The organism is Pseudomonas sp. AC169, from assembly GCF_979258515.1.
This window is the reverse complement of sequence record NZ_OZ409866.1, coordinates 4,048,737-4,066,255: the sequence shown is the minus strand read 5'-3', so window position 1 is coordinate 4,066,255 and position 17,519 is coordinate 4,048,737. Positions and strand designations below refer to the sequence as shown.

At 59.9% G+C, this 17,519-nt stretch carries 18 protein-coding genes; 12 read left to right on the top strand and 6 right to left on the bottom strand.

Features of this window, described 5'->3' with window-relative positions:
- Positions 1-206 precede the first annotated feature (206 nt).
- The 3 genes from mprF (at position 207) to ACZZ0G_RS18260 (ending at position 5,002) form a co-directional block, all read left to right on the top strand.
- Positions 207-2,846: a bifunctional lysylphosphatidylglycerol flippase/synthetase MprF gene (gene mprF / locus ACZZ0G_RS18270; protein ID WP_127926079.1), complete on the top strand. Its 2,640-nt coding sequence runs from the start codon at positions 207-209 to the stop codon at positions 2,844-2,846.
- On the top strand, positions 2,846-4,141 hold the full coding sequence (locus ACZZ0G_RS18265) for a virulence factor family protein (RefSeq protein WP_034154947.1): 1,296 nt from the start codon (positions 2,846-2,848) through the stop codon (positions 4,139-4,141). Before mprF ends, ACZZ0G_RS18265 begins: the two co-directional genes overlap by 1 nt.
- A 549-nt stretch (positions 4,142-4,690) precedes the next feature.
- Positions 4,691-5,002, top strand: coding sequence for a DUF3077 domain-containing protein (locus ACZZ0G_RS18260; RefSeq protein WP_463557043.1), 312 nt, complete (start codon positions 4,691-4,693; stop codon positions 5,000-5,002).
- A 162-nt stretch (positions 5,003-5,164) separates the two neighbouring features.
- On the opposite strand, the gene ACZZ0G_RS18255 is transcribed toward ACZZ0G_RS18260, so the two are convergent.
- Positions 5,165-7,006, bottom strand: a complete 1,842-nt coding sequence (locus tag ACZZ0G_RS18255; RefSeq protein ID WP_463558869.1) for a potassium transporter Kup — start codon at positions 7,004-7,006, stop codon at positions 5,165-5,167.
- A 349-nt stretch (positions 7,007-7,355) separates the two neighbouring features.
- On the opposite strand from ACZZ0G_RS18255, the gene rimO reads away from it, so the two are divergent.
- From rimO to tsaA, 6 genes are all read left to right on the top strand, one after another.
- A complete protein-coding gene (gene rimO / locus ACZZ0G_RS18250) occupies positions 7,356-8,693 on the top strand; it encodes a 30S ribosomal protein S12 methylthiotransferase RimO (RefSeq protein ID WP_463557042.1) in 1,338 nt (445 codons plus the stop codon).
- A 322-nt stretch (positions 8,694-9,015) separates the two neighbouring features.
- Positions 9,016-9,489 carry a GNAT family N-acetyltransferase gene (locus tag ACZZ0G_RS18245; protein ID WP_105707423.1) on the top strand — a complete coding sequence of 158 codons (474 nt, stop codon included), beginning with the start codon at positions 9,016-9,018 and terminating at the stop codon, positions 9,487-9,489.
- Between the two features lie 191 nt (positions 9,490-9,680).
- Positions 9,681-10,391, top strand: a complete 711-nt coding sequence (locus ACZZ0G_RS18240; protein WP_463557041.1) for an rRNA pseudouridine synthase — start codon at positions 9,681-9,683, stop codon at positions 10,389-10,391.
- 72 nt (positions 10,392-10,463) lie between these two features.
- The gene (locus tag ACZZ0G_RS18235) at positions 10,464-10,934 is read left to right on the top strand and encodes a YehS family protein (protein WP_463557040.1); all 471 of its coding nucleotides are present in this window, start codon (positions 10,464-10,466) and stop codon (positions 10,932-10,934) included.
- A 128-nt stretch (positions 10,935-11,062) separates the two neighbouring features.
- Positions 11,063-11,833, top strand: coding sequence for an SDR family oxidoreductase (locus ACZZ0G_RS18230; protein ID WP_127926074.1), 771 nt, complete (start codon positions 11,063-11,065; stop codon positions 11,831-11,833).
- Between the two features lie 167 nt (positions 11,834-12,000).
- On the top strand, positions 12,001-12,699 hold the full coding sequence (gene tsaA / locus ACZZ0G_RS18225; protein ID WP_463557039.1) for a tRNA (N6-threonylcarbamoyladenosine(37)-N6)-methyltransferase TrmO: 699 nt from the start codon (positions 12,001-12,003) through the stop codon (positions 12,697-12,699).
- 110 nt (positions 12,700-12,809) lie between these two features.
- Here tsaA and fpr read toward each other — a convergent pair whose 3' ends face one another.
- Positions 12,810-13,589, bottom strand: a complete 780-nt coding sequence (gene fpr, locus ACZZ0G_RS18220) for a ferredoxin-NADP reductase (RefSeq protein WP_007908723.1) — start codon at positions 13,587-13,589, stop codon at positions 12,810-12,812.
- 133 nt (positions 13,590-13,722) lie between these two features.
- Between fpr and ACZZ0G_RS18215 the strand changes: the two genes are divergently transcribed.
- Positions 13,723-14,649 (top strand): LysR family transcriptional regulator, encoded by a 927-nt coding sequence (locus ACZZ0G_RS18215; protein ID WP_038358063.1) that lies wholly within the window; start codon positions 13,723-13,725, stop codon positions 14,647-14,649.
- Here the strand turns inward: ACZZ0G_RS18215 and ACZZ0G_RS18210 are convergent.
- Together ACZZ0G_RS18210 and erdR are read right to left on the bottom strand one after the other, a co-directional pair.
- A complete protein-coding gene (locus tag ACZZ0G_RS18210) occupies positions 14,646-15,008 on the bottom strand; it encodes a diacylglycerol kinase (protein WP_003222276.1) in 363 nt (120 codons plus the stop codon). The two genes, ACZZ0G_RS18215 and ACZZ0G_RS18210, sit on opposite strands and share 4 nt — an antisense overlap.
- Before the next feature lie 74 nt (positions 15,009-15,082).
- Positions 15,083-15,733 carry a response regulator transcription factor ErdR gene (gene erdR / locus ACZZ0G_RS18205; protein WP_008077176.1) on the bottom strand — a complete coding sequence of 217 codons (651 nt, stop codon included), beginning with the start codon at positions 15,731-15,733 and terminating at the stop codon, positions 15,083-15,085.
- Here erdR and ACZZ0G_RS18200 point away from each other — a divergent pair.
- Complete coding sequence (locus ACZZ0G_RS18200; protein WP_463397454.1) at positions 15,726-15,884, top strand: hypothetical protein; 159 nt, start codon at positions 15,726-15,728, stop codon at positions 15,882-15,884. The genes erdR and ACZZ0G_RS18200 overlap by 8 nt on opposite strands.
- Positions 15,885-15,956: 72 nt before the next feature.
- On the opposite strand, the gene ACZZ0G_RS18195 is transcribed toward ACZZ0G_RS18200, so the two are convergent.
- Positions 15,957-16,703, bottom strand: coding sequence for a tRNA-uridine aminocarboxypropyltransferase (locus ACZZ0G_RS18195; RefSeq protein ID WP_463557038.1), 747 nt, complete (start codon positions 16,701-16,703; stop codon positions 15,957-15,959).
- 189 nt (positions 16,704-16,892) lie between these two features.
- On the opposite strand from ACZZ0G_RS18195, the gene ACZZ0G_RS18190 reads away from it, so the two are divergent.
- Positions 16,893-17,318, top strand: coding sequence for a PA3611 family quorum-sensing-regulated virulence factor (locus ACZZ0G_RS18190; RefSeq protein WP_008077172.1), 426 nt, complete (start codon positions 16,893-16,895; stop codon positions 17,316-17,318).
- Here ACZZ0G_RS18190 and ACZZ0G_RS18185 read toward each other — a convergent pair whose 3' ends face one another.
- Positions 17,319-17,513 carry a hypothetical protein gene (locus tag ACZZ0G_RS18185; RefSeq protein WP_034154934.1) on the bottom strand — a complete coding sequence of 65 codons (195 nt, stop codon included), beginning with the start codon at positions 17,511-17,513 and terminating at the stop codon, positions 17,319-17,321.
- Between the last annotated feature and the right edge of the window lie 6 nt (positions 17,514-17,519).

The window sequence follows — 17,519 nt, the reverse complement described above, 5'->3', positions numbered from 1 at the left end:
TGTCACTGTGCAGTGAACCGCTTGGGATCTTCAGAAGTATTGACTTGCGACTATGCTTGAGTCGCAGGCAAGACGTCTGCGATCCAGGAACTGCCCTCGCCGATACCCGGTGAGAGGCGTAGTATTTTGTGATTATTTTTTTCTACAGGGATTGGTAACTTGGCTGGATACCTCCATCCTGTCGCGCACAATCCAAGAGGTGATTGATGCGCGCCAACTCGTCTGATCCACAAGACACCGTCACAGCGGAACATCCGATCAAACCCGAGCGTCTGCGCTTGCTGGATCGGTTGAGCAAATACCGGCAACCGATTGGTCTGGCGGTTACGCTGCTGCTGTTTGCCATTGCGCTGATTGCCTGTCGTCATCTGCTTGCCGAGCTCGATCTCGATGCGCTGCACGACTCGATTCTCGATGTGCCGAAACCCGCCCTGCTCGGCGCATTCGCTGCGACTGTAGTCGGCTTCATCATTCTGCTCGGCTACGAATGGTCGGCCAGCCGCTATGCCGGCGTGACCTTGCCACCGCGCACATTGGCGCTGGGCGGATTCACCGCGTTTGCGATTGGTAATGCCATCGGTCTGTCGCTGCTGTCCGGCGGTTCGGTGCGCTACCGTTTATATGCACGTTTAGGTCTGGGGGCGTCGGAAGTCGCGCACATGACCTTGTTCGCCAGTCTATCGTTGGGTTGCGCCTTGCCGCCGCTGGCCGCACTGGCAACGCTGAGCGACCTGCCTGCTGCCTCGCAGGCGCTGGGGTTGTCCGAAGGCCTGCTCGGCACTATTGCCGCTGTCGTGCTGTTGCTTGGCGCAGTACTGGCTATCGGCATCTACCGTCGGCGCTTGCCGGAACAACCGTTGCGCGACAACCTGCTGGTCAGGGTTGGCCGCCGCACGCTGCGCTTGCCGGGCCGTCGCCTGACTTTCCTGCAACTGATCATTACCGCCCTCGACGTTGCGGCTGCCGCCACGGTCCTTTATCTATTGCTGCCGGAAGCGCCACCGTTCGGTGCATTCCTGCTGGTGTATCTGTTGGCATTGGCTGCCGGCGTACTCAGCCACGTACCCGGCGGCGTGGGTGTGTTCGAAGCGATTCTGCTGGCCGCTTTCGCCGACAAGCTCGGTGCCGCGCCATTGGCCGCAGCGCTCCTGCTGTATCGCTTGATCTATGTGGTACTGCCGCTGCTGGTCGCGTGCGTATTCCTGCTGATCAACGAAGGTCAGCGCCTGTTTCAGACTCAGACCATGCGCGCAGCGTCGGGTCTGGCGGCACCGATTCTGGCGGTGCTGGTGTTTCTGTCCGGTGTGGTGCTGCTGTTCTCCGGCGCTACCCCCGAGATTGATACACGCTTGGAGCACATCGGTTTTCTGATCCCGCATCGCCTGGTCGACGCTTCGCACTTCGGCGCCAGCCTGATCGGCGTGCTCTGCCTGATGCTCGCTCAGGGCCTGCGTCGTCGCCTGTCCGCCGCGTGGATGCTCACCACCATTCTGTTGCTGGTCGGCGCCCTGCTCTCGCTGCTCAAAGGCTTCGACTGGGAAGAAGCGACCCTGATGACCCTGACGGCTGCGCTGCTCGGTGTGTTCCGTCGCTCGTTCTATCGCCCGAGCCGTCTGACCGAACTGCCCTTCTCGCCGCTGTACTTGGTGGCCAGCCTCTGTGTGCTGGGCGCTTCGACGTGGCTGCTGCTGTTCGCCTATCAGGACGTGCCTTATAGCCATCAACTGTGGTGGCAGTTCACCCTCGACGCTGACGCGCCACGTGGCCTGCGTTCGCTGCTCGGCGCCGCCGTCCTGCTGCTGGTGATCGCGCTGACCTGGCTGCTGCGCACCGCACGCCCGGTCATTCACCTGCCAACGCCAGACGAACTCGATCGCGCCGCGAAAATCCTCATGGCGTCGTCGCAACCCGACGGTGGCCTGGCGCTGACCGGTGACAAGGCGCTGCTGTTTCACCAGAACGACGAAGCGTTCCTGATGTACGCGCGGCGTGGCCGCAGTCTGGTGGCCCTGTACGATCCGATCGGCCCCGGCCAGCAACGCGCCGAAATGATCTGGCAGTTCCGCGACCTCTGCGATATTCACCACGCCCGCCCGGTGTTCTATCAGGTGCGTGCGGAGAATTTGCCGTACTACATGGACATCGGCCTGACCGCGATCAAGCTCGGCGAAGAAGCCCGGGTCGACCTGCTTCGCTTTGACCTTGAAGCCAAGGGCAAAGAGATGAAAGACCTGCGCTACACCTGGAACCGTGGCACCCGCGACGGTCTGTCGCTGGAAATCCATGAGCCGGGTCAGGCGCCGATGGACGAGCTGAAAGTGATTTCCGATGCGTGGCTGACCGGCAAGAACGTGCGCGAGAAAGGCTTCTCCCTCGGCCGTTTCAGCGACGATTACCTGAAGCATTTCCGCATTGCGGTGATTCGCTTCGAAGGTCGTCCGGTGGCGTTCGCCAACCTGCTCGAGACTTATAGCCACGATCTGGCCAGTCTCGACCTGATGCGCGCGCACCCGGACGCCCCCAAGCTGACCATGGAATTCATGATGGTCGGCTTGATTCAACACTATAAGAGTCACGGATACGCGCGCTTCAGCCTGGGTATGGTGCCGTTGTCGGGGTTGCAACCCCGGCGTGGTGCACCGCTGACCCAGCGTCTGGGCTCGATGGTTTTCCGCCGTGGTGAGCAGCTGTACAACTTCCAAGGCTTGCGCCGCTTCAAAGACAAGTTCCAGCCTGACTGGGAACCCCGTTATATGGCCGTGCCCGCCGGACTCGATCCGTTGGTGGCGCTGGCCGACACTGCTGCCCTGATCGCGGGCGGCTTGACTGGATTGGTGAAACGCTGATGATTCAACGCTCCCTGAAGTACATCCTGGCCGCACTGATCGTGCTGGCCGTGATTGCCGGCGGCGGTTTCTGGTACCTCAAACGTCCGGCACCGGAACCGACCGTAGAACAGCTGACCCCGGCCGACGGCGCCGCCATGACCCGCGTTATCCCGGGCACCAAGCCCAAGGCGCAGGTGCTGGTCGCGGTCAACGACGACCAGAAACTCTCTGAAAAACAACTGACCACCCTGAGCCGCAGTGCCTCGGCGCAGATCGTTCAAGTGATTCTGCCCAAGGACTGCCTGCTGCAAAGCCGCGCCCTGCAATCGGGCCTGCGTGAACTGAACGGCCCGGCCACCCTTGTCAGCGGCATCGGCCCAGGTGCTGTGCTGGCCTGGCGCTGGCTGGCGGAACAGAAAGACGACAAGGCCCAAGCCATCTCCGTCGACCTCGCTCTGGAAAAAGGCGGCTGCACCCACCTGCTGCCAAAATCCGCCGCCCACGGCCACTGGCTGGCCGCCTGGAACGACAACCCGGACGACGCCAGCGCAGGTTTCGTGCGCGATCAACCGAACGCCGAGACCAGCATCAGCGACTACGACATCAACCTGCCGCAAGTGCTGAACAACGAACTGCGCAAAATCCTCGTCGGCGGCGACAAGGCCAACGGCGGTCTGGCGATCCCGGTGGTTGAAGTGCCGGCGGGCCAAGCGAAAGACACCGTGACCCTGTTCCTCTCCGGTGACGGCGGCTGGCGCGACCTCGACCGCGACGTCGCCGGTGAAATGGCCAAGATTGGCTACCCGGTCGTCGGCATAGACACCCTGCGCTACTACTGGCAGCACAAGAGCCCAGAGCAAAGCGCCCTGGACCTGACCGAACTGATGCAGCACTACCGGCAGAAATGGGGCACGAAACGCTTCATTCTCACCGGTTACTCGTTTGGTGCTGATGTTCTGCCGGCGATCTACAACCGCCTGCCAGACACCGAGCAGCAACGCGTCGACGCAATCATCCTGCTGGCCTTCGCCCGCACCGGCAGCTTCGAAATCGAAGTCGAAGGCTGGCTGGGCAACGCCGGTAAAGAAGCCGCCACCGGCCCGGAAATGGCCAAGCTGCCAGCGGCAAAGGTTGTGTGCATCTATGGTGAAGAAGAGACCGATGAAAGTGGCTGCACGGACAAGACTGCAGTGGGTGAAGCGGTGAAACTGCCAGGCGGCCACCACTTCGACGAGAACTACCCGGCGCTGGCCAAGCGTTTGGTGGACTTGATCGAGAAGCGTCAGAGCAAGGACTCGGTCGCCGAGGAGTGATCTGAGCAACCACAAAAAGCCCCCGCAACTTCGCAGTTGCGGGGGCTTTTTACATCTCGGACGATGAACCCATTCCCCTGTAGGAGTGAGCCTGCTCGCGATAGCGGAGTGTCAGCCACTGATTTGCAAGCTGACACTCCGCTATCGCGAGCAGGCTCACTCCTACAAGGAACTGCGTGTCCGACGCGTAGTTTCGTTTACTTCCAGTCTCGCAATATCAGATGACGCCCACAGACCTTGTAGGCAAACTCCGAATCTCACATTGAGGGGGCTTGTGGCCCTATTGCGCTGTTTTTTCACGGGATACTCTCCGGACGTCGATGACCCATTCAGCGATCGGGCTTGGTAACCCGGTGGAATAAGGCGCAACAGCGCACTCGACACGACTCAGGCGAAATCCCGCCCGAGCCCCTGTGTCATGGCAGCTGTGTGTGGGACGCTTTCGAGCGTGCCGGTTTCCTTGGTTCCCCGGTTTACCAACCCGCGCACAGCTGCCACCCATTCGCTTGGTATCGGATGCGGCAGCTCTCGAAATCAAGGGACCTGACAATGAACAATCCATCTGATCTTAAAACCATCGGCTTCACCCCTTTCCTCTACAACTCGGATCAAGCGTTCTTCAACGTCCGCTCCGGCATCCCGATCATCGATGCCTTGTCCCAATCCTCCGACCTGCTATACCTCGCCAAATCCTTCGCAGAAGACGCCGCCTTCATCAGAGACACCGACCGCCATGCCTGGGCTGCGCATTACCTGACGGTGATGGGCAAGGCTTTGCTTGATGATGTGATCCAGGCGTTGGTGCCACGACCTGCGCGGACGAAGACCGAGTCTGAAGCAGAGATGCCTGAAGGCTTGTAGAGGTTTGAAGATCAAAAGATCGCAGCCTTCGGCAGCTCCTACATGGAATGCGAAACCTGTAGGAGCTGCCGAAGGCTGCGATCTTTTGATCTGAAGTTGCCGCCCACAAAAAAGCCCCCGCCAGCCACTAGGCCAACGAGGGCTTTTCAGTTGAAGCCAGGCTTACATCTCCACCTGCGTCCCCAACTCAATCACCCGATTCAACGGCAGATTGAAGAACCGCAAATTCCCATTGGCATTCTTCAACATGAACGCAAACAACGCCTCACGCCAACGCGCCATGCCCTCAAGTTTCGAGGCAATCACCGTTTCGCGGCTGAGGAAGTAGGTGGTGCGCATCGGGCTGAAATCCAGATCTTCCAGATGGCACAGCTTCAGCGCCTGCGGCACGTCCGGTTCGTCGGTGAAGCCGAAGTGCAGGATCACCCGGAAGAAGCCTTCGCCGTGGGCCTCGACCTCGAAGCGCCGCGATGGCGGTACGCGCGGGATGTCTTCGTAGACGACCGTCAGCAACACCACTTGCTCATGCAGCACCTGGTTGTGCAGCAAGTTGTGCAACAACGCGTGCGGCACGGCGTCGGAGCGCGCGGTGAGGAACACCGCGGTGCCCTGCACGCGATGCGGCGGTTGCACACGAATGCTGCTGATGAAGATCGGCAGCGGCAGCGCGCCTTCGTCTAAGCGTTCGACCAGCAGTTGTTTGCCGCGTTTCCAAGTGGTCATCAGCACGAACAGGGCGATACCGGCGATCACCGGAAATGCGCCGCCCTGCACGATCTTCGGCACGTTGGCGGCGAAGTACAGGCCGTCCACCAGCAGGAAGCCGAGCAGCACCGGCACCGCGAGGATCGGTGGCCATTTCCACAGCAGCAGCATCACTGCCGACACCAGAATGGTGGTCATCAGCATGGTGCCCGTCACCGCTACGCCGTAGGCCGAGGCCAGTGCGCCGGAGGATTCGAAACCGAGCACCAGCAACACAACGCCGACCATCAACGCCCAGTTCACCGCGCCGATGTAGATCTGCCCCTGTTCGTCGCTGGAGGTGTGCTGGATGTACATGCGCGGGATGTACCCGAGCTGAATCGCCTGACGGGTCAGGGAGAACGCACCGGAAATCACCGCTTGCGAGGCAATCACTGTGGCCAGCGTCGACAGGCCGACCAGCGGAATCAACGCCCAGCTCGGTGCCAGCAGATAGAACGGGTTGCGCGCCGCTTCCGGATTGTCCAGCAGCAAAGCGCCCTGACCGAAGTAATTGAGCACCAACGCCGGCAGCACGAGGATGAACCACGCGCGGGCAATCGGCTTGCGACCGAAGTGGCCCATGTCGGCGTACAGCGCCTCGGCACCGGTCAACGCCAGCACCACGGCGCCGAGAATCGCCACGCCCATGCCCGGATGAACGACGAAGAAATTCACCGCCCATATCGGATTCATTGCATGCAGCACTTCGGGGGTGTGGCTGATGCCGTACACACCAAGGGCGCCAAGGACGAGGAACCAGGTGACCATGATCGGCCCGAACAGAATGCCAATCCGCGCCGTACCGTGTTTCTGGATCAGAAACAGCGCGACCAACACCACCAGCGAAAGCGGCACGACCCAATGGTCGATGCCATCAAACGCCAGTCCCAGACCTTCAATCGCCGACAGCACGGAAATCGCCGGGGTGATCATGCTGTCGCCATAAAACAGCGCCGCGCCGATCAGACCGCACACCACCAGCAACGAACGCAATTTCTTGCGATGCCCTGCCGCGCGACGGGCCAGTGCGGTGAGCGCCATGATGCCGCCCTCGCCCTGGTTGTCGGCGCGCAGCACGAACATCATGTATTTGATCGACACGACCCAGATCAGCGACCAGAAGATCAACGACAGAATGCCCAGCACGCCGTCGTGGTTGACCGGTACGCCGTAACCGCCGGAAAACACTTCTTTAAGGGTGTACAACGGGCTCGTGCCGATGTCGCCGTAAACTACCCCGACCGCCGCGACCAGCATGCTCAGCGGCTTGGAGGCCGAACCCTCGGCGCCTGCCGCATGACTACTTGCCTGACCCATCCAACACTCCTGATTTTAGAACCGGCTTCTTTGAATGAAGCACTATGCTTTGTGCTGCAGCATGCGCTGTTTTACCTGTTGTTACAGACGATTTGTTGACTGTAAAAAATTGGTAAAACCCAACGGCGCGAAGCATAGCGCAGCACTCGTCGTATTTCCCGGCATAAAGCTGGTCAAGTGCGCTTCTCGCCGCTAGAATTGCGCACTTTTTGATCAGAGGCGCACCCTAAGCGCCCATCCGTCGGCTTCCGCACTGCGCAAGCGGCGTCACAAAATACCGAGGTTAGACATGTCCACCACTCCTGCGCCGGCCAATCCAAAGGTTGGCTTTGTATCTCTGGGTTGCCCGAAAGCACTGGTCGACTCCGAGCGCATCCTGACCCAGCTGCGCATGGAAGGTTATGACGTGGTGTCCACCTATCAGGACGCCGACGTTGTAGTCGTCAACACCTGCGGTTTCATCGATTCGGCCAAGGCTGAGTCGCTGGAAGTGATTGGCGAAGCGATCAAGGAAAACGGCAAGGTGATCGTCACCGGTTGCATGGGCGTGGAAGAAGGCAACATCCGCAACGTCCACCCGAGCGTGCTGGCCGTGACCGGTCCGCAGCAGTACGAGCAAGTGGTCAACGCGGTACACGAAGTGGTGCCGCCGCGTCAGGATCACAACCCGCTGATCGACCTGGTGCCGCCGCAAGGCATCAAGCTGACCCCGCGCCACTACGCCTACCTGAAGATTTCCGAAGGCTGCAACCACAGCTGCTCCTTCTGCATCATCCCGTCGATGCGCGGCAAACTGGTCAGCCGTCCGGTGGGCGACGTGCTCGACGAAGCTCACCGTCTGGTCAAATCCGGCGTCAAAGAGCTGTTGGTGATCTCGCAAGACACCAGCGCTTACGGCGTTGACGTGAAATACCGCACCGGTTTCTGGAACGGCGCGCCGGTGAAAACCCGCATGACCGAACTCTGCGAAGCGCTGAGCACCCTCGGCGTCTGGGTCCGCCTGCACTACGTTTACCCGTACCCGCACGTTGACGAGCTGATCCCGTTGATGGCCGCCGGCAAGATCCTGCCGTACCTGGACATCCCGTTCCAGCACGCCAGCCCGAAAGTCTTGAAGTCGATGAAACGCCCGGCGTTCGAAGACAAGACCCTGGCGCGCATCAAGAACTGGCGCGAGATCTGCCCGGATCTGATCATCCGCTCGACCTTCATCGTCGGCTTCCCGGGCGAAACCGAAGAAGACTTCCAGTACCTGCTGAACTGGCTGACCGAAGCCCAGCTCGACCGCGTTGGCTGCTTCCAGTACTCGCCGGTTGAAGGCGCTCCGGCCAATGATCTGGATCTGGAAATCGTTCCGGACGACGTCAAGCAGGATCGTTGGGATCGCTTCATGGCGCACCAGCAAGCAATCAGCTCGGCACGCCTGCAAATGCGCATTGGCCGTGAAATCGAAGTGCTGGTGGACGAAGTCGACGAGCAAGGCGCGGTTGGCCGCTGCTTCTTCGATGCCCCGGAAATCGATGGCAACGTGTTTATTGATAACGGCAGCAATCTGAAGCCGGGCGACAAGGTCTGGTGCAAAGTGACTGATGCTGACGAATATGATCTGTGGGCTGAGCAGATCTGATCTGAAGATCAAAAGCCCCTCACCCCAGCCCTCTCCCGGAGGGAGAGGGAGCTGACCGTGTTGTTCTTTCGAGGTACATCGACCTGAGCGATCCGGTCGAACTCAGGTTTGAAAAGTACGAAGATCAGCTCCCTTCCCCCTCGCCCCCCTTGGGGGAGAGGGTTGGGGTGAGGGGGAGAGTTCTTGCTGGCGACAGAAATAGCCAGCCAGACACCGCAACAAATACAGAAAGCCCCGCTCTTTTTCCGAGATGCGGGGCTTTTTTACGGCTATCGTTTAGCGGGGGATGGACTCCCTTGAAACGGACAAGAGGCAGACGGGCATGCGTCACCATTCGGTCATCCACACGCCGAAACTCAGCGATTATCAGGAACTGACCCGGGTCTGGGAGGCCTCGGTCCGCGCCACCCATGATTTTCTGCCGGACAGTTACATCGAATTGCTGCGCAATCTGGTGCTCACCCGTTATCTGGATGCGGTGATGCTGATCTGCACCAAGGACGCCGACCAGCGCATCACCGGGTTTGCCGGGGTTGCGGCGGGCAAGATTGAAATGCTGTTCATCGACCCTGACCATCGCGGCCAAGGGTTGGGCAAGAAGCTGCTGAACTACGCGATGCAGCATTTGAATGCCGATGAACTGGACGTCAACGAACAGAACCCGCAGGCGCTGGGATTTTACTTCAAGCAGGGTTTCGAGGTGATTGGCCGTTCGGAAGTCGATGGCATGGGGCAGCCGTATCCGCTGTTGCATATGCGTTTACGCCAGAACCAGCAGCGCTCCAGCAACGGCTGACACAACCCAGAACAACTGTGGGAGCTAGCCTGCTAGCGATGCAGGCGACGCGGTCAGTCAGATACACCGCGGTGATGCAATCGCCAGCAGGCTGGCTCCCACAGGGAATTGCGAACAGCCTGTAAATGGAACCGGGCTTAACCGGCGCCACACAGGTACAATGCCCACCCCTTTTTTGTTACGGCCCTGTCATGACTGACCCGATTCGCCTGTCCAAACGCCTCATCGAACTGGTCGGTTGCTCCCGCCGGGAGGCCGAGCTGTTCATCGAGGGCGGCTGGGTCACCGTGGACGGCGAAGTGATTGACGAGCCGCAATTCAAGGTCGGCGACCAAAAGGTCGAACTCGACAAGGACGCCCAGGCCACTGCGCCGGAGCCGGTGACCATCCTGCTCAACGCGCCGGCTGGCATGGACATCGAGACCGCCATGCAGTCGCTCAGCGCCGAAACCCTCAGCGAAGAACACCGCTTCAGCAAACGCCCCCTGCGTGGGCACTTCCTGCGCCTCACCGCCAGTGCCGATCTGCAAGCCAAGGCCAGCGGCCTGCTGGTGTTCACCCAGGACTGGAAAATCCTGCGCAAGCTCACCGCCGACGCCGCGAAGATCGAGCAGGAATACGTGGTTGAAGTCGAAGGTGACATGGTCGCCCATGGCCTTAATCGCTTGCAGCACGGCCTGACCCACAAGGGCAAGGAGCTGCCGCCGGTCAAGGCCAGTTGGCAGAACGAGAACCGTCTGCGCTTCGCCATGAAAAACCCGCAGCCGGGGATCATCACCCAGTTCTGCGAAGCGGTCGGCCTCAAGGTCGTCGGCATCCGCCGCATTCGCATCGGCGGCGTCTCGATCGGCAAAGTCCCGGTCGGCCAATGGCGCTACCTGTCCGGCAAAGAGAAGTTCTAAGGCTTCCACTGCCGCCACACATTCCGGCAGCGCGCCAGCGTGCTGCCCACAACGCTTATCAGGATTACTCACATGATTCATAACGACGTATTGCGCAGCGTGCGCTACATGCTCGACATCAGCGACAAAAAGGTTGTCGAGATCATCAAACTCGGCGGCATGGAAGTAGAGCTCGCCGACGTAGTGACCTGGCTCGATAAGAAAGAAGAAGACGAAGAAGGTTTCGTGCGCTGCCCGGATGAAGTCATCGCGCACTTCCTCGACGGCCTGGTGATCTTCAAGCGTGGCAAGGACGAAAGCCGTCCGCCGCAGCCGATCGAAGTGCCGGTGACCAACAACATCATTCTGAAAAAGCTGCGCGTGGCCTTCGAACTGAAAGAAGACGACATGCACGCGATTCTCAAGGCTGCCGAGTTCCCGGTGTCCAAGCCTGAGCTGAGCGCATTGTTCCGCAAGGTTGGCCACACCAACTATCGCCCGTGCGGCGACCAGTTGCTGCGTAACTTCCTCAAAGGTCTGACCCTGCGCGTTCGCCCGGCTTGATCCCCTCTGCGGTGGTGATCGATGGTCGCCACCGCAGCGCATGACTGTTCATTCCCTCCAGAAATAATGGCTCCGCTTCGCGCGGCTGACGACTAGGGTGTACTGATCCCTAATCTTCAGGACTCGCCATGCATCCGTATTTCTCCCTGCAAGGCCGCACCGCTCTGGTGACCGGCGGCACCCGTGGTATCGGCAAAATGATCGCCAAAGCCTTCGTCGAGGCCGGCGCTCGGGTTTATGTCTGCTCACGCGACGCTGAAGCCTGCCATCAAACCGCCGAAGAACTCAGCGCCTTGGGCAAATGTCATGGCGTGGCGGCGAATCTGGCGACGGAAGAAGGCGTACAGGAGCTAGCCGCGCGGCTGGGCGAGCAGATCACCCATCTGGATATTCTGGTGAACAACGCTGGCACCACGTGGGGCGCGCCGTTGGAGAGTTACCCGGTCAAGGGCTGGGAGAAGGTCATGCAGCTCAACGTGACCTCGGTGTTCACCTGCATCCAGCAATTTCTACCGCTGCTGCGCAAGGCAGGCTCGGCGGCCAATCCGGCGCGGATTATCAATATCGGTTCGGTGGCGGGGATTTCTTCGTTTGGCGAGCAGGCGTATGCCTACGGGCCGAGTAAAGCGGCCCTGCATCAATTGTCACGGATTCTCGCGCGGGAACTGGTGAGTCAGCACATCAACGTCAACGTGATCGCGCCGGGGCGGTTTCCGAGCAAGATGACTCAGCATATTGGCAGCGATCAGCAGGCATTGGCTGAGGATACGGCGCTGATTCCGATGAAGCGTTGGGGGCGCGAGGAAGAGATGGCGGCGTTGGCGATCAGCTTGGCGAGTACGGCTGGGGCGTATATGACCGGGAATATCATTCCGCTGGATGGTGGGTTCAGTCTGTAGATCGGTGGCGCGGCCTTCGCGAGCAAGCTCGCTCCCACAGGGATCTTGTGCACGCCATAGATCCACTGTGGGAGCGAGCTTGCTCGCGAAGAGGCCAGCCCTACCAGCACCAGACTTGAGAGCTGCCGGGTTATCATGCCCACCCTGCCCCGCTTCGAATGCAAACCATGACTTACAGCGTCTCCCCCATCGGCTTCGTGCGCTCCTGCTTCAAGGAGAAATTCGCCATCCCTCGCCAGCCACAACTGGCCCCCGCCGCCCGTGGCGTGCTGGAACTGGTGGCGCCGTTCGATCAAGGGGACGCGGTGCAGGGCCTGGAACAGGTCAGCCACGTCTGGTTGCTGTTTCTGTTCCATCAGGCGCTAGAAGACAAACCTCGACTGAAAGTCCGTCCACCTCGTTTGGGCGGCAACAAGTCCATGGGCGTGTTCGCCACCCGCGCGACTCATCGACCGAACGGCATCGGCCAATCGGTGGTGAAACTGGACAAGGTGGAAGCCAATCGACTGTTCATCTCAGGTATCGACTTGCTCGACGGCACGCCAATTCTCGACATCAAACCCTACGTGCCTTACGCCGATATCATCCCCGAAGCCGCCAACAGCATCGCCAGCGCGGCGCCGCAGTTGATTGACGTGCAGTGGACGGACTCGGCGCTGAAACAAGCGCACACACACGCTCAGCGCCTTGGCGAACCCTTGGTTGAGCTGATTGAACAGTGTCTGGCACAGGATCCGCGCCCGGCGTATCAAACCCCGGCACCTGAGCGCGAATACGGCGCGCAGTTCTGGGATCTGGACGTGCGCTGGCATTACCCGACACCGGAGCAGATCCGCGTCCTCGAAGTCATTCCCGCCGAGGCGTAATCCCCGGAAACGAAAAAGCCCGCGCTGCCCTCTCAGGCAACGCGGGCTGATCGTTCCCACGCTCCGCGTGGGAATGCATCCAGTGACGCTCCGCGTCACCGGCAAAACGCTTATTTCTCGACGAACGCACGCTCGATCAGGTAATCACCCGGCTCGCGCATCCGCGCCGAGATCTTCAGGCCGAAGCTGTCGAGTACTTCGCTGGTCTCGTCGAGCATGCTTGGGCTGCCGCAGATCATCGCGCGGTCGTCCTGCGGGTTGATCGGAGGCAGACCGATGTCGCTGAACAGCTTGCCGCTGCGCATCAGGTCGGTCAGTCGGCCCTGATTCTCGAAAGGCTCGCGGGTCACGGTCGGGTAGTAGATCAGCTTGTCACGCAGCGCTTCGCCGAAGAACTCGTTCTGCGGCAGGTGCTCGGTGATGAATTCGCGGTAGGCGACTTCGTTGACGTAACGCACACCGTGAACCAGGATCACTTTCTCAAAGCGCTCGTAGGTTTCCGGGTCCTGAATCACGCTCATGAACGGCGCCAGACCGGTGCCGGTGCTCAGCAGGTACAAATGCTTGCCCGGGTTCAGGTCGTCGAGCACCAGGGTGCCGGTAGGCTTCTTCGAGATAATGATCTCGTCGCCTTCCTTCAAGTGCTGCAGTTGCGAGGTCAGCGGGCCGTCCTGCACCTTGATGCTGAAGAATTCCAGATGCTCTTCCCAGTTCGGGCTGGCGATCGAGTAAGCGCGCATAAGCGGGCGGCCGTTAGGCTGTTGCAGGCCGATCATCACGAACTGACCGTTCTCGAAGCGCAGGCCCGGATCACGGGTGCACTTGAAGCTGAACAGAGTGTCGTTCCAGTGATGAACACTGAGGACACGCTCGTGGTTCATGTTGCTCATGTACGTTTGACTCCTGGAGATTGGGTCTGCGCTGGCTTTTGCAGGCGACGGTGCGCAATTGCATCGCATTCTAATAGCGACGACAATATCTGTTAACTGGATTATTAAGATAAGGGTTATCGGTTATATCGATATGCGATTTACTCTCCGTCAACTGCAAGTCTTCGTCGCCGTCGCCCAGCAGGAAAGCGTATCCCGTGCTGCGGGTCTGCTCAACCTCTCGCAGTCGGCCGCGAGCACCTCGATCACCGAACTCGAGCGCCAATCCAGCTGCCAGCTGTTCGACCGCGCCGGCAAACGTCTGAGCCTCAACGCCCTCGGCAAACAGCTGTTGCCACAAGCGGTGGCCCTGCTCGATCAGGCCAAGGAAATCGAAGACTTGCTCAACGGCAAATCCGGTTTCGGCTCACTGTCGGTGGGCGCGACGCTGACCATCGGCAATTATCTGGCGACGCTGCTGATCGGCAGCTTCATGCAGCGTCACCCGGAAAGTCAGGTGAAGCTGCATGTGCAGAACACTGCCAATATCGTGCAACAAGTCGCTCATTACGAAATTGATCTGGGTCTAATCGAAGGCGATTGCAGCCACCCGGACATCGAAGTGCAGAGCTGGGTCGAGGATGAGCTGGTGGTGTTCTGTGCGCCGCAGCATCCGCTGGCGCAACGCGGCAGCGCGACCATGGAAGAGCTGACGCATGAAGCGTGGATTCTGCGCGAACAGGGTTCTGGCACACGACTGACCTTCGATCAAGCCATGCGCCACCATCGCAGTGCGCTGAATATTCGTCTCGAGCTGGAACACACCGAAGCGATCAAACGCGCGGTGGAGTCGGGGCTGGGGATTGGCTGCATCTCGCGACTGGCGCTGCGCGATGCGTTCCGCCGCGGCAGTCTGGTGCCGGTGGAGACGCCGGATCTGGATCTGGCCCGACAGTTCTACTTCATCTGGCACAAACAGAAGTATCAGACTTCTGCCATGCGCGAATTTCTCGATCTGTGCCGCGCTTTCACCGCCGGGGTGCAGCGCAGCGACGAGATCGTCTTGCCGACCATCGCTTAAAGCAGAATCACTGCCCACACCAGCGCGATCATGCTCAGCGCGACGAATTGCGCGGCGCTGCCCATGTCCTTGGCGTTTTTCGACAGCGGGTGCAGTTCCAGCGAGATGCGGTCGATGGCCGCCTCCACTGCCGAGTTCAACAACTCGACGATCAGCGCCAGCAGGCACACGGCAATCAACAGCGCTTGTTCGACCCGGCTGACATTGAGGAAGAACGTCAGCGGAATCAGCACCACATTGAGCAGTACCAATTGACGAAAAGCTGCTTCACCGGTGAAGGCTGCACGCAGGCCGTCCAGCGAATAACCGGAGGCGTTGAGGATGCGTTTCAGGCCGGTCTGGCCCTTGAAAGGTGACATAAAGTAGAAACCAACCAAAAAGGAGTGGGAAAGCTAGATCAACAAAAGTCAAAAAAGCGTGAAGACGCCAGCCTTTATTGGCTCGGAATTGACTCAAGTTGTTGCAGCAGTAAAGCCGCTTGCGTGCGAGTGCGCACATTCAGCTTGCGAAAGATCGCCGTGACGTGGGCCTTGATGGTCGCTTCCGACACGCTCAGTTCATAGGCAATCTGTTTGTTCAGCAGGCCTTCGCAGACCATGGTCAGCACGCGGAACTGCTGTGGCGTCAGGCTGGCGAGGCCATCGCTGGCAGCTTTGGCTTCGTCGGAAACGGCGACCGCTTCGAACGCCTGCGGTGGCCAGAACACATCGCCATCAAGCACTTTGCGCACGGCTTCCTGAATCACGCTGAGGTCGCTGGACTTGGGAATAAAGCCACTGGCACCGAACTCACGGGATTTGACCATCACCGAGGCTTCTTCCTGCGCCGAAACCATCACCACCGGAATCTGCGGGTATTGTCCGCGCAGCATGACCAACCCGGAAAACCCGAAAGCGCCGGGCATGTTCAGGTCCAGCAGGACCAGATCCCAGTCAGCCTTTTCGGTCAGGCGGGTTTCCAGTTCGGCGATGCTCGCCACTTCCACCAGCCGCACATCCGGGCCAAGGCCCAGCGTCACCGCTTGATGCAGGGCGCTACGAAACAGGGGGTGATCATCGGCAATCAGGATGTCGTATGTGGCCATTTTTCAAATGATCCTGTTTTTGATGGCAGACGCGGTGCATTCCGGTCTGGCCAAAGCAACTCAAGATGCCGCTTTCGAGCGATATCCACAGGGGCACGTTCAACGCCAATCAACAGCAAACACGGCGTTTCAAACCTTGGCCGCACCCTAATCGGCGCCAAGCATGCCCAGCGAAGACAGGGTGGTCAAGCAGCACGGCCGCCGCTGCGTACAGTATGGGCCACTATTGGGCCAACTCCGGCTGCGGCTTTCGTATATAGGGCAGCAGCTCGGCGTGCGCGGGGGTCGATTCATTCATGTCCAGTTGTTGCTTGGCGCCGAGGTAATGCTGGCTGAACACGTCGAAATAGGCGTCCAGCGCAGAAGCGGCGTCGCTGTCACCGGCCAGTTCCAGGCACAGCGCCGCGACTTCGGCGGTGCACAAGTGCTCACTGCGGGTTGATCGGCGCAAGCGATAACGCGAGAGTTTGTCGGGCAGCAGGCTGAGGATCGGCAAACGGTCAAAATACGGGCTCTTGCGGAAGATCTTCCGCGCTTCAGTCCACGTTGCGTCGAGCAGAATGAACAACGGGCGCTTGCTGCTATCGATGGCGACGGTGTTGGTCACTCGCGACGGCTCCACGTATTCGCCGGGGAACACCAGATACGGTTGCCATTGCGGGTCGCTGAGCAGCGCCAGCATCTGCGGGTCGGGCTCGGTGCGCGACCAGATGAACGCGTGGTTATCACGTACCACGTCAGCAATCAGCCAACCGGTGTTGCTCGGTTTGAACACTTCCTTGCCGGTCATGATCAGGCACACGCCCGAGCGCGTTTCAACGCTTGGCCGCCACGCGCACAGACAATGGCTGATGATCACTCGGCAGTCGCGGCAACGTTCGGAGCGAAAGCCCCGGGCCTGAATCGGCTTGATGCCTTCATCTTCGCGCTGGTCGCGCAGACGGGCGACAGCGTTAGGGGCATGGTTCATCGTGGATAACGCCGAAAAGCAGGAAAAATCGACACGAACAACACTCGGCAGGGCAATAAAGGCCGGCAGTTTACCAGAGCGCCGGGCACAAGCCTGTACCCTCCCGACCGGCTCCCCTATAATTCGCCGCCACTGAACGCACAGCCCCGAGGCTGGTCGAACCACCAGTCACCGAATCAGGAGAGTTTCATGCTGCGCCTTATCGTTCCCACCGCTGCCATTCTGCTGGCGTCGTCCTTCACCGCTCAGGCTGCCTCCCTGAGTGAGCAGAATCTGAACCGCGAGCTGCGCAACGTCGCCGCCCAGAGCAGCGTCGGCACGCCACGCGCCATCAGCGAAGACATTCTTGATCAGGGCTTCACCGTTGAAGGCACGCAGTTGATCAATCACCTGAGTGTGCAAAAAAGCCACGCCGACAAAATGCGCGCAGACCCAAAAGCGGTGTATTTCCAGTTGGGTGCTTCGGTGTGCAACAACCCGTCGTTTCGCAAGCTGATGGCCAAGGGCGCGATCATGCGTTACGACTTCACGGAAGTGAAAACCAACAAAGCGATCGGCTCTGCCAGCTACCAGGAATCGGATTGCCCGAAAGCCGGCCCGGCGAAGAAGAAGTAATCATCGTGAATTGGCGCGCCGCTGTTCATCCTCGGCGCGCAGTTCGGCCAGCAAGGCCTGTAAATAGTGGGAACGGCGCTCGCCGCCCGCCAACCGCCGGCAGCACTCCTCTTCGAGACTGAGATGATTGGTCTCGGCTGATGCCTTCAACATTCGATACAACTGCGTATCAATCTCCAGAATCACTCTGGCCATGTGTCC

Bases quoted from the DNA above. Each gene is read 5' to 3' on its own strand.
- ACZZ0G_RS18210 (WP_003222276.1), bottom strand. From the start codon at position 15,008: ATGTCACCTTTCAAGGGCCAGACCGGCCTGAAACGCATCCTCAACGCC.
- ACZZ0G_RS18190 (WP_008077172.1), top strand. From the start codon at position 16,893: ATGCTGCGCCTTATCGTTCCCACCGCTGCCATTCTGCTGGCGTCGTCC.
- ACZZ0G_RS18215 (WP_038358063.1), top strand. From the start codon at position 13,723: ATGCGATTTACTCTCCGTCAACTGCAAGTCTTCGTCGCCGTCGCCCAG.
- ACZZ0G_RS18265 (WP_034154947.1), top strand. From the start codon at position 2,846: ATGATTCAACGCTCCCTGAAGTACATCCTGGCCGCACTGATCGTGCTG.
- ACZZ0G_RS18260 (WP_463557043.1), top strand. From the start codon at position 4,691: ATGAACAATCCATCTGATCTTAAAACCATCGGCTTCACCCCTTTCCTC.
- ACZZ0G_RS18240 (WP_463557041.1), top strand. From the start codon at position 9,681: ATGACTGACCCGATTCGCCTGTCCAAACGCCTCATCGAACTGGTCGGT.
- ACZZ0G_RS18245 (WP_105707423.1), top strand. From the start codon at position 9,016: ATGCGTCACCATTCGGTCATCCACACGCCGAAACTCAGCGATTATCAG.
- ACZZ0G_RS18185 (WP_034154934.1), bottom strand. From the start codon at position 17,513: ATGGCCAGAGTGATTCTGGAGATTGATACGCAGTTGTATCGAATGTTG.
- ACZZ0G_RS18235 (WP_463557040.1), top strand. From the start codon at position 10,464: ATGATTCATAACGACGTATTGCGCAGCGTGCGCTACATGCTCGACATC.
- fpr (WP_007908723.1), bottom strand. From the start codon at position 13,589: ATGAGCAACATGAACCACGAGCGTGTCCTCAGTGTTCATCACTGGAAC.
- tsaA (WP_463557039.1), top strand. From the start codon at position 12,001: ATGACTTACAGCGTCTCCCCCATCGGCTTCGTGCGCTCCTGCTTCAAG.
- mprF (WP_127926079.1), top strand. From the start codon at position 207: ATGCGCGCCAACTCGTCTGATCCACAAGACACCGTCACAGCGGAACAT.
- erdR (WP_008077176.1), bottom strand. From the start codon at position 15,733: ATGGCCACATACGACATCCTGATTGCCGATGATCACCCCCTGTTTCGT.
- rimO (WP_463557042.1), top strand. From the start codon at position 7,356: ATGTCCACCACTCCTGCGCCGGCCAATCCAAAGGTTGGCTTTGTATCT.
- ACZZ0G_RS18255 (WP_463558869.1), bottom strand. From the start codon at position 7,006: ATGCTGGTCGCGGCGGTCGGGGTAGTTTACGGCGACATCGGCACGAGC.
- ACZZ0G_RS18230 (WP_127926074.1), top strand. From the start codon at position 11,063: ATGCATCCGTATTTCTCCCTGCAAGGCCGCACCGCTCTGGTGACCGGC.
- ACZZ0G_RS18195 (WP_463557038.1), bottom strand. From the start codon at position 16,703: ATGAACCATGCCCCTAACGCTGTCGCCCGTCTGCGCGACCAGCGCGAA.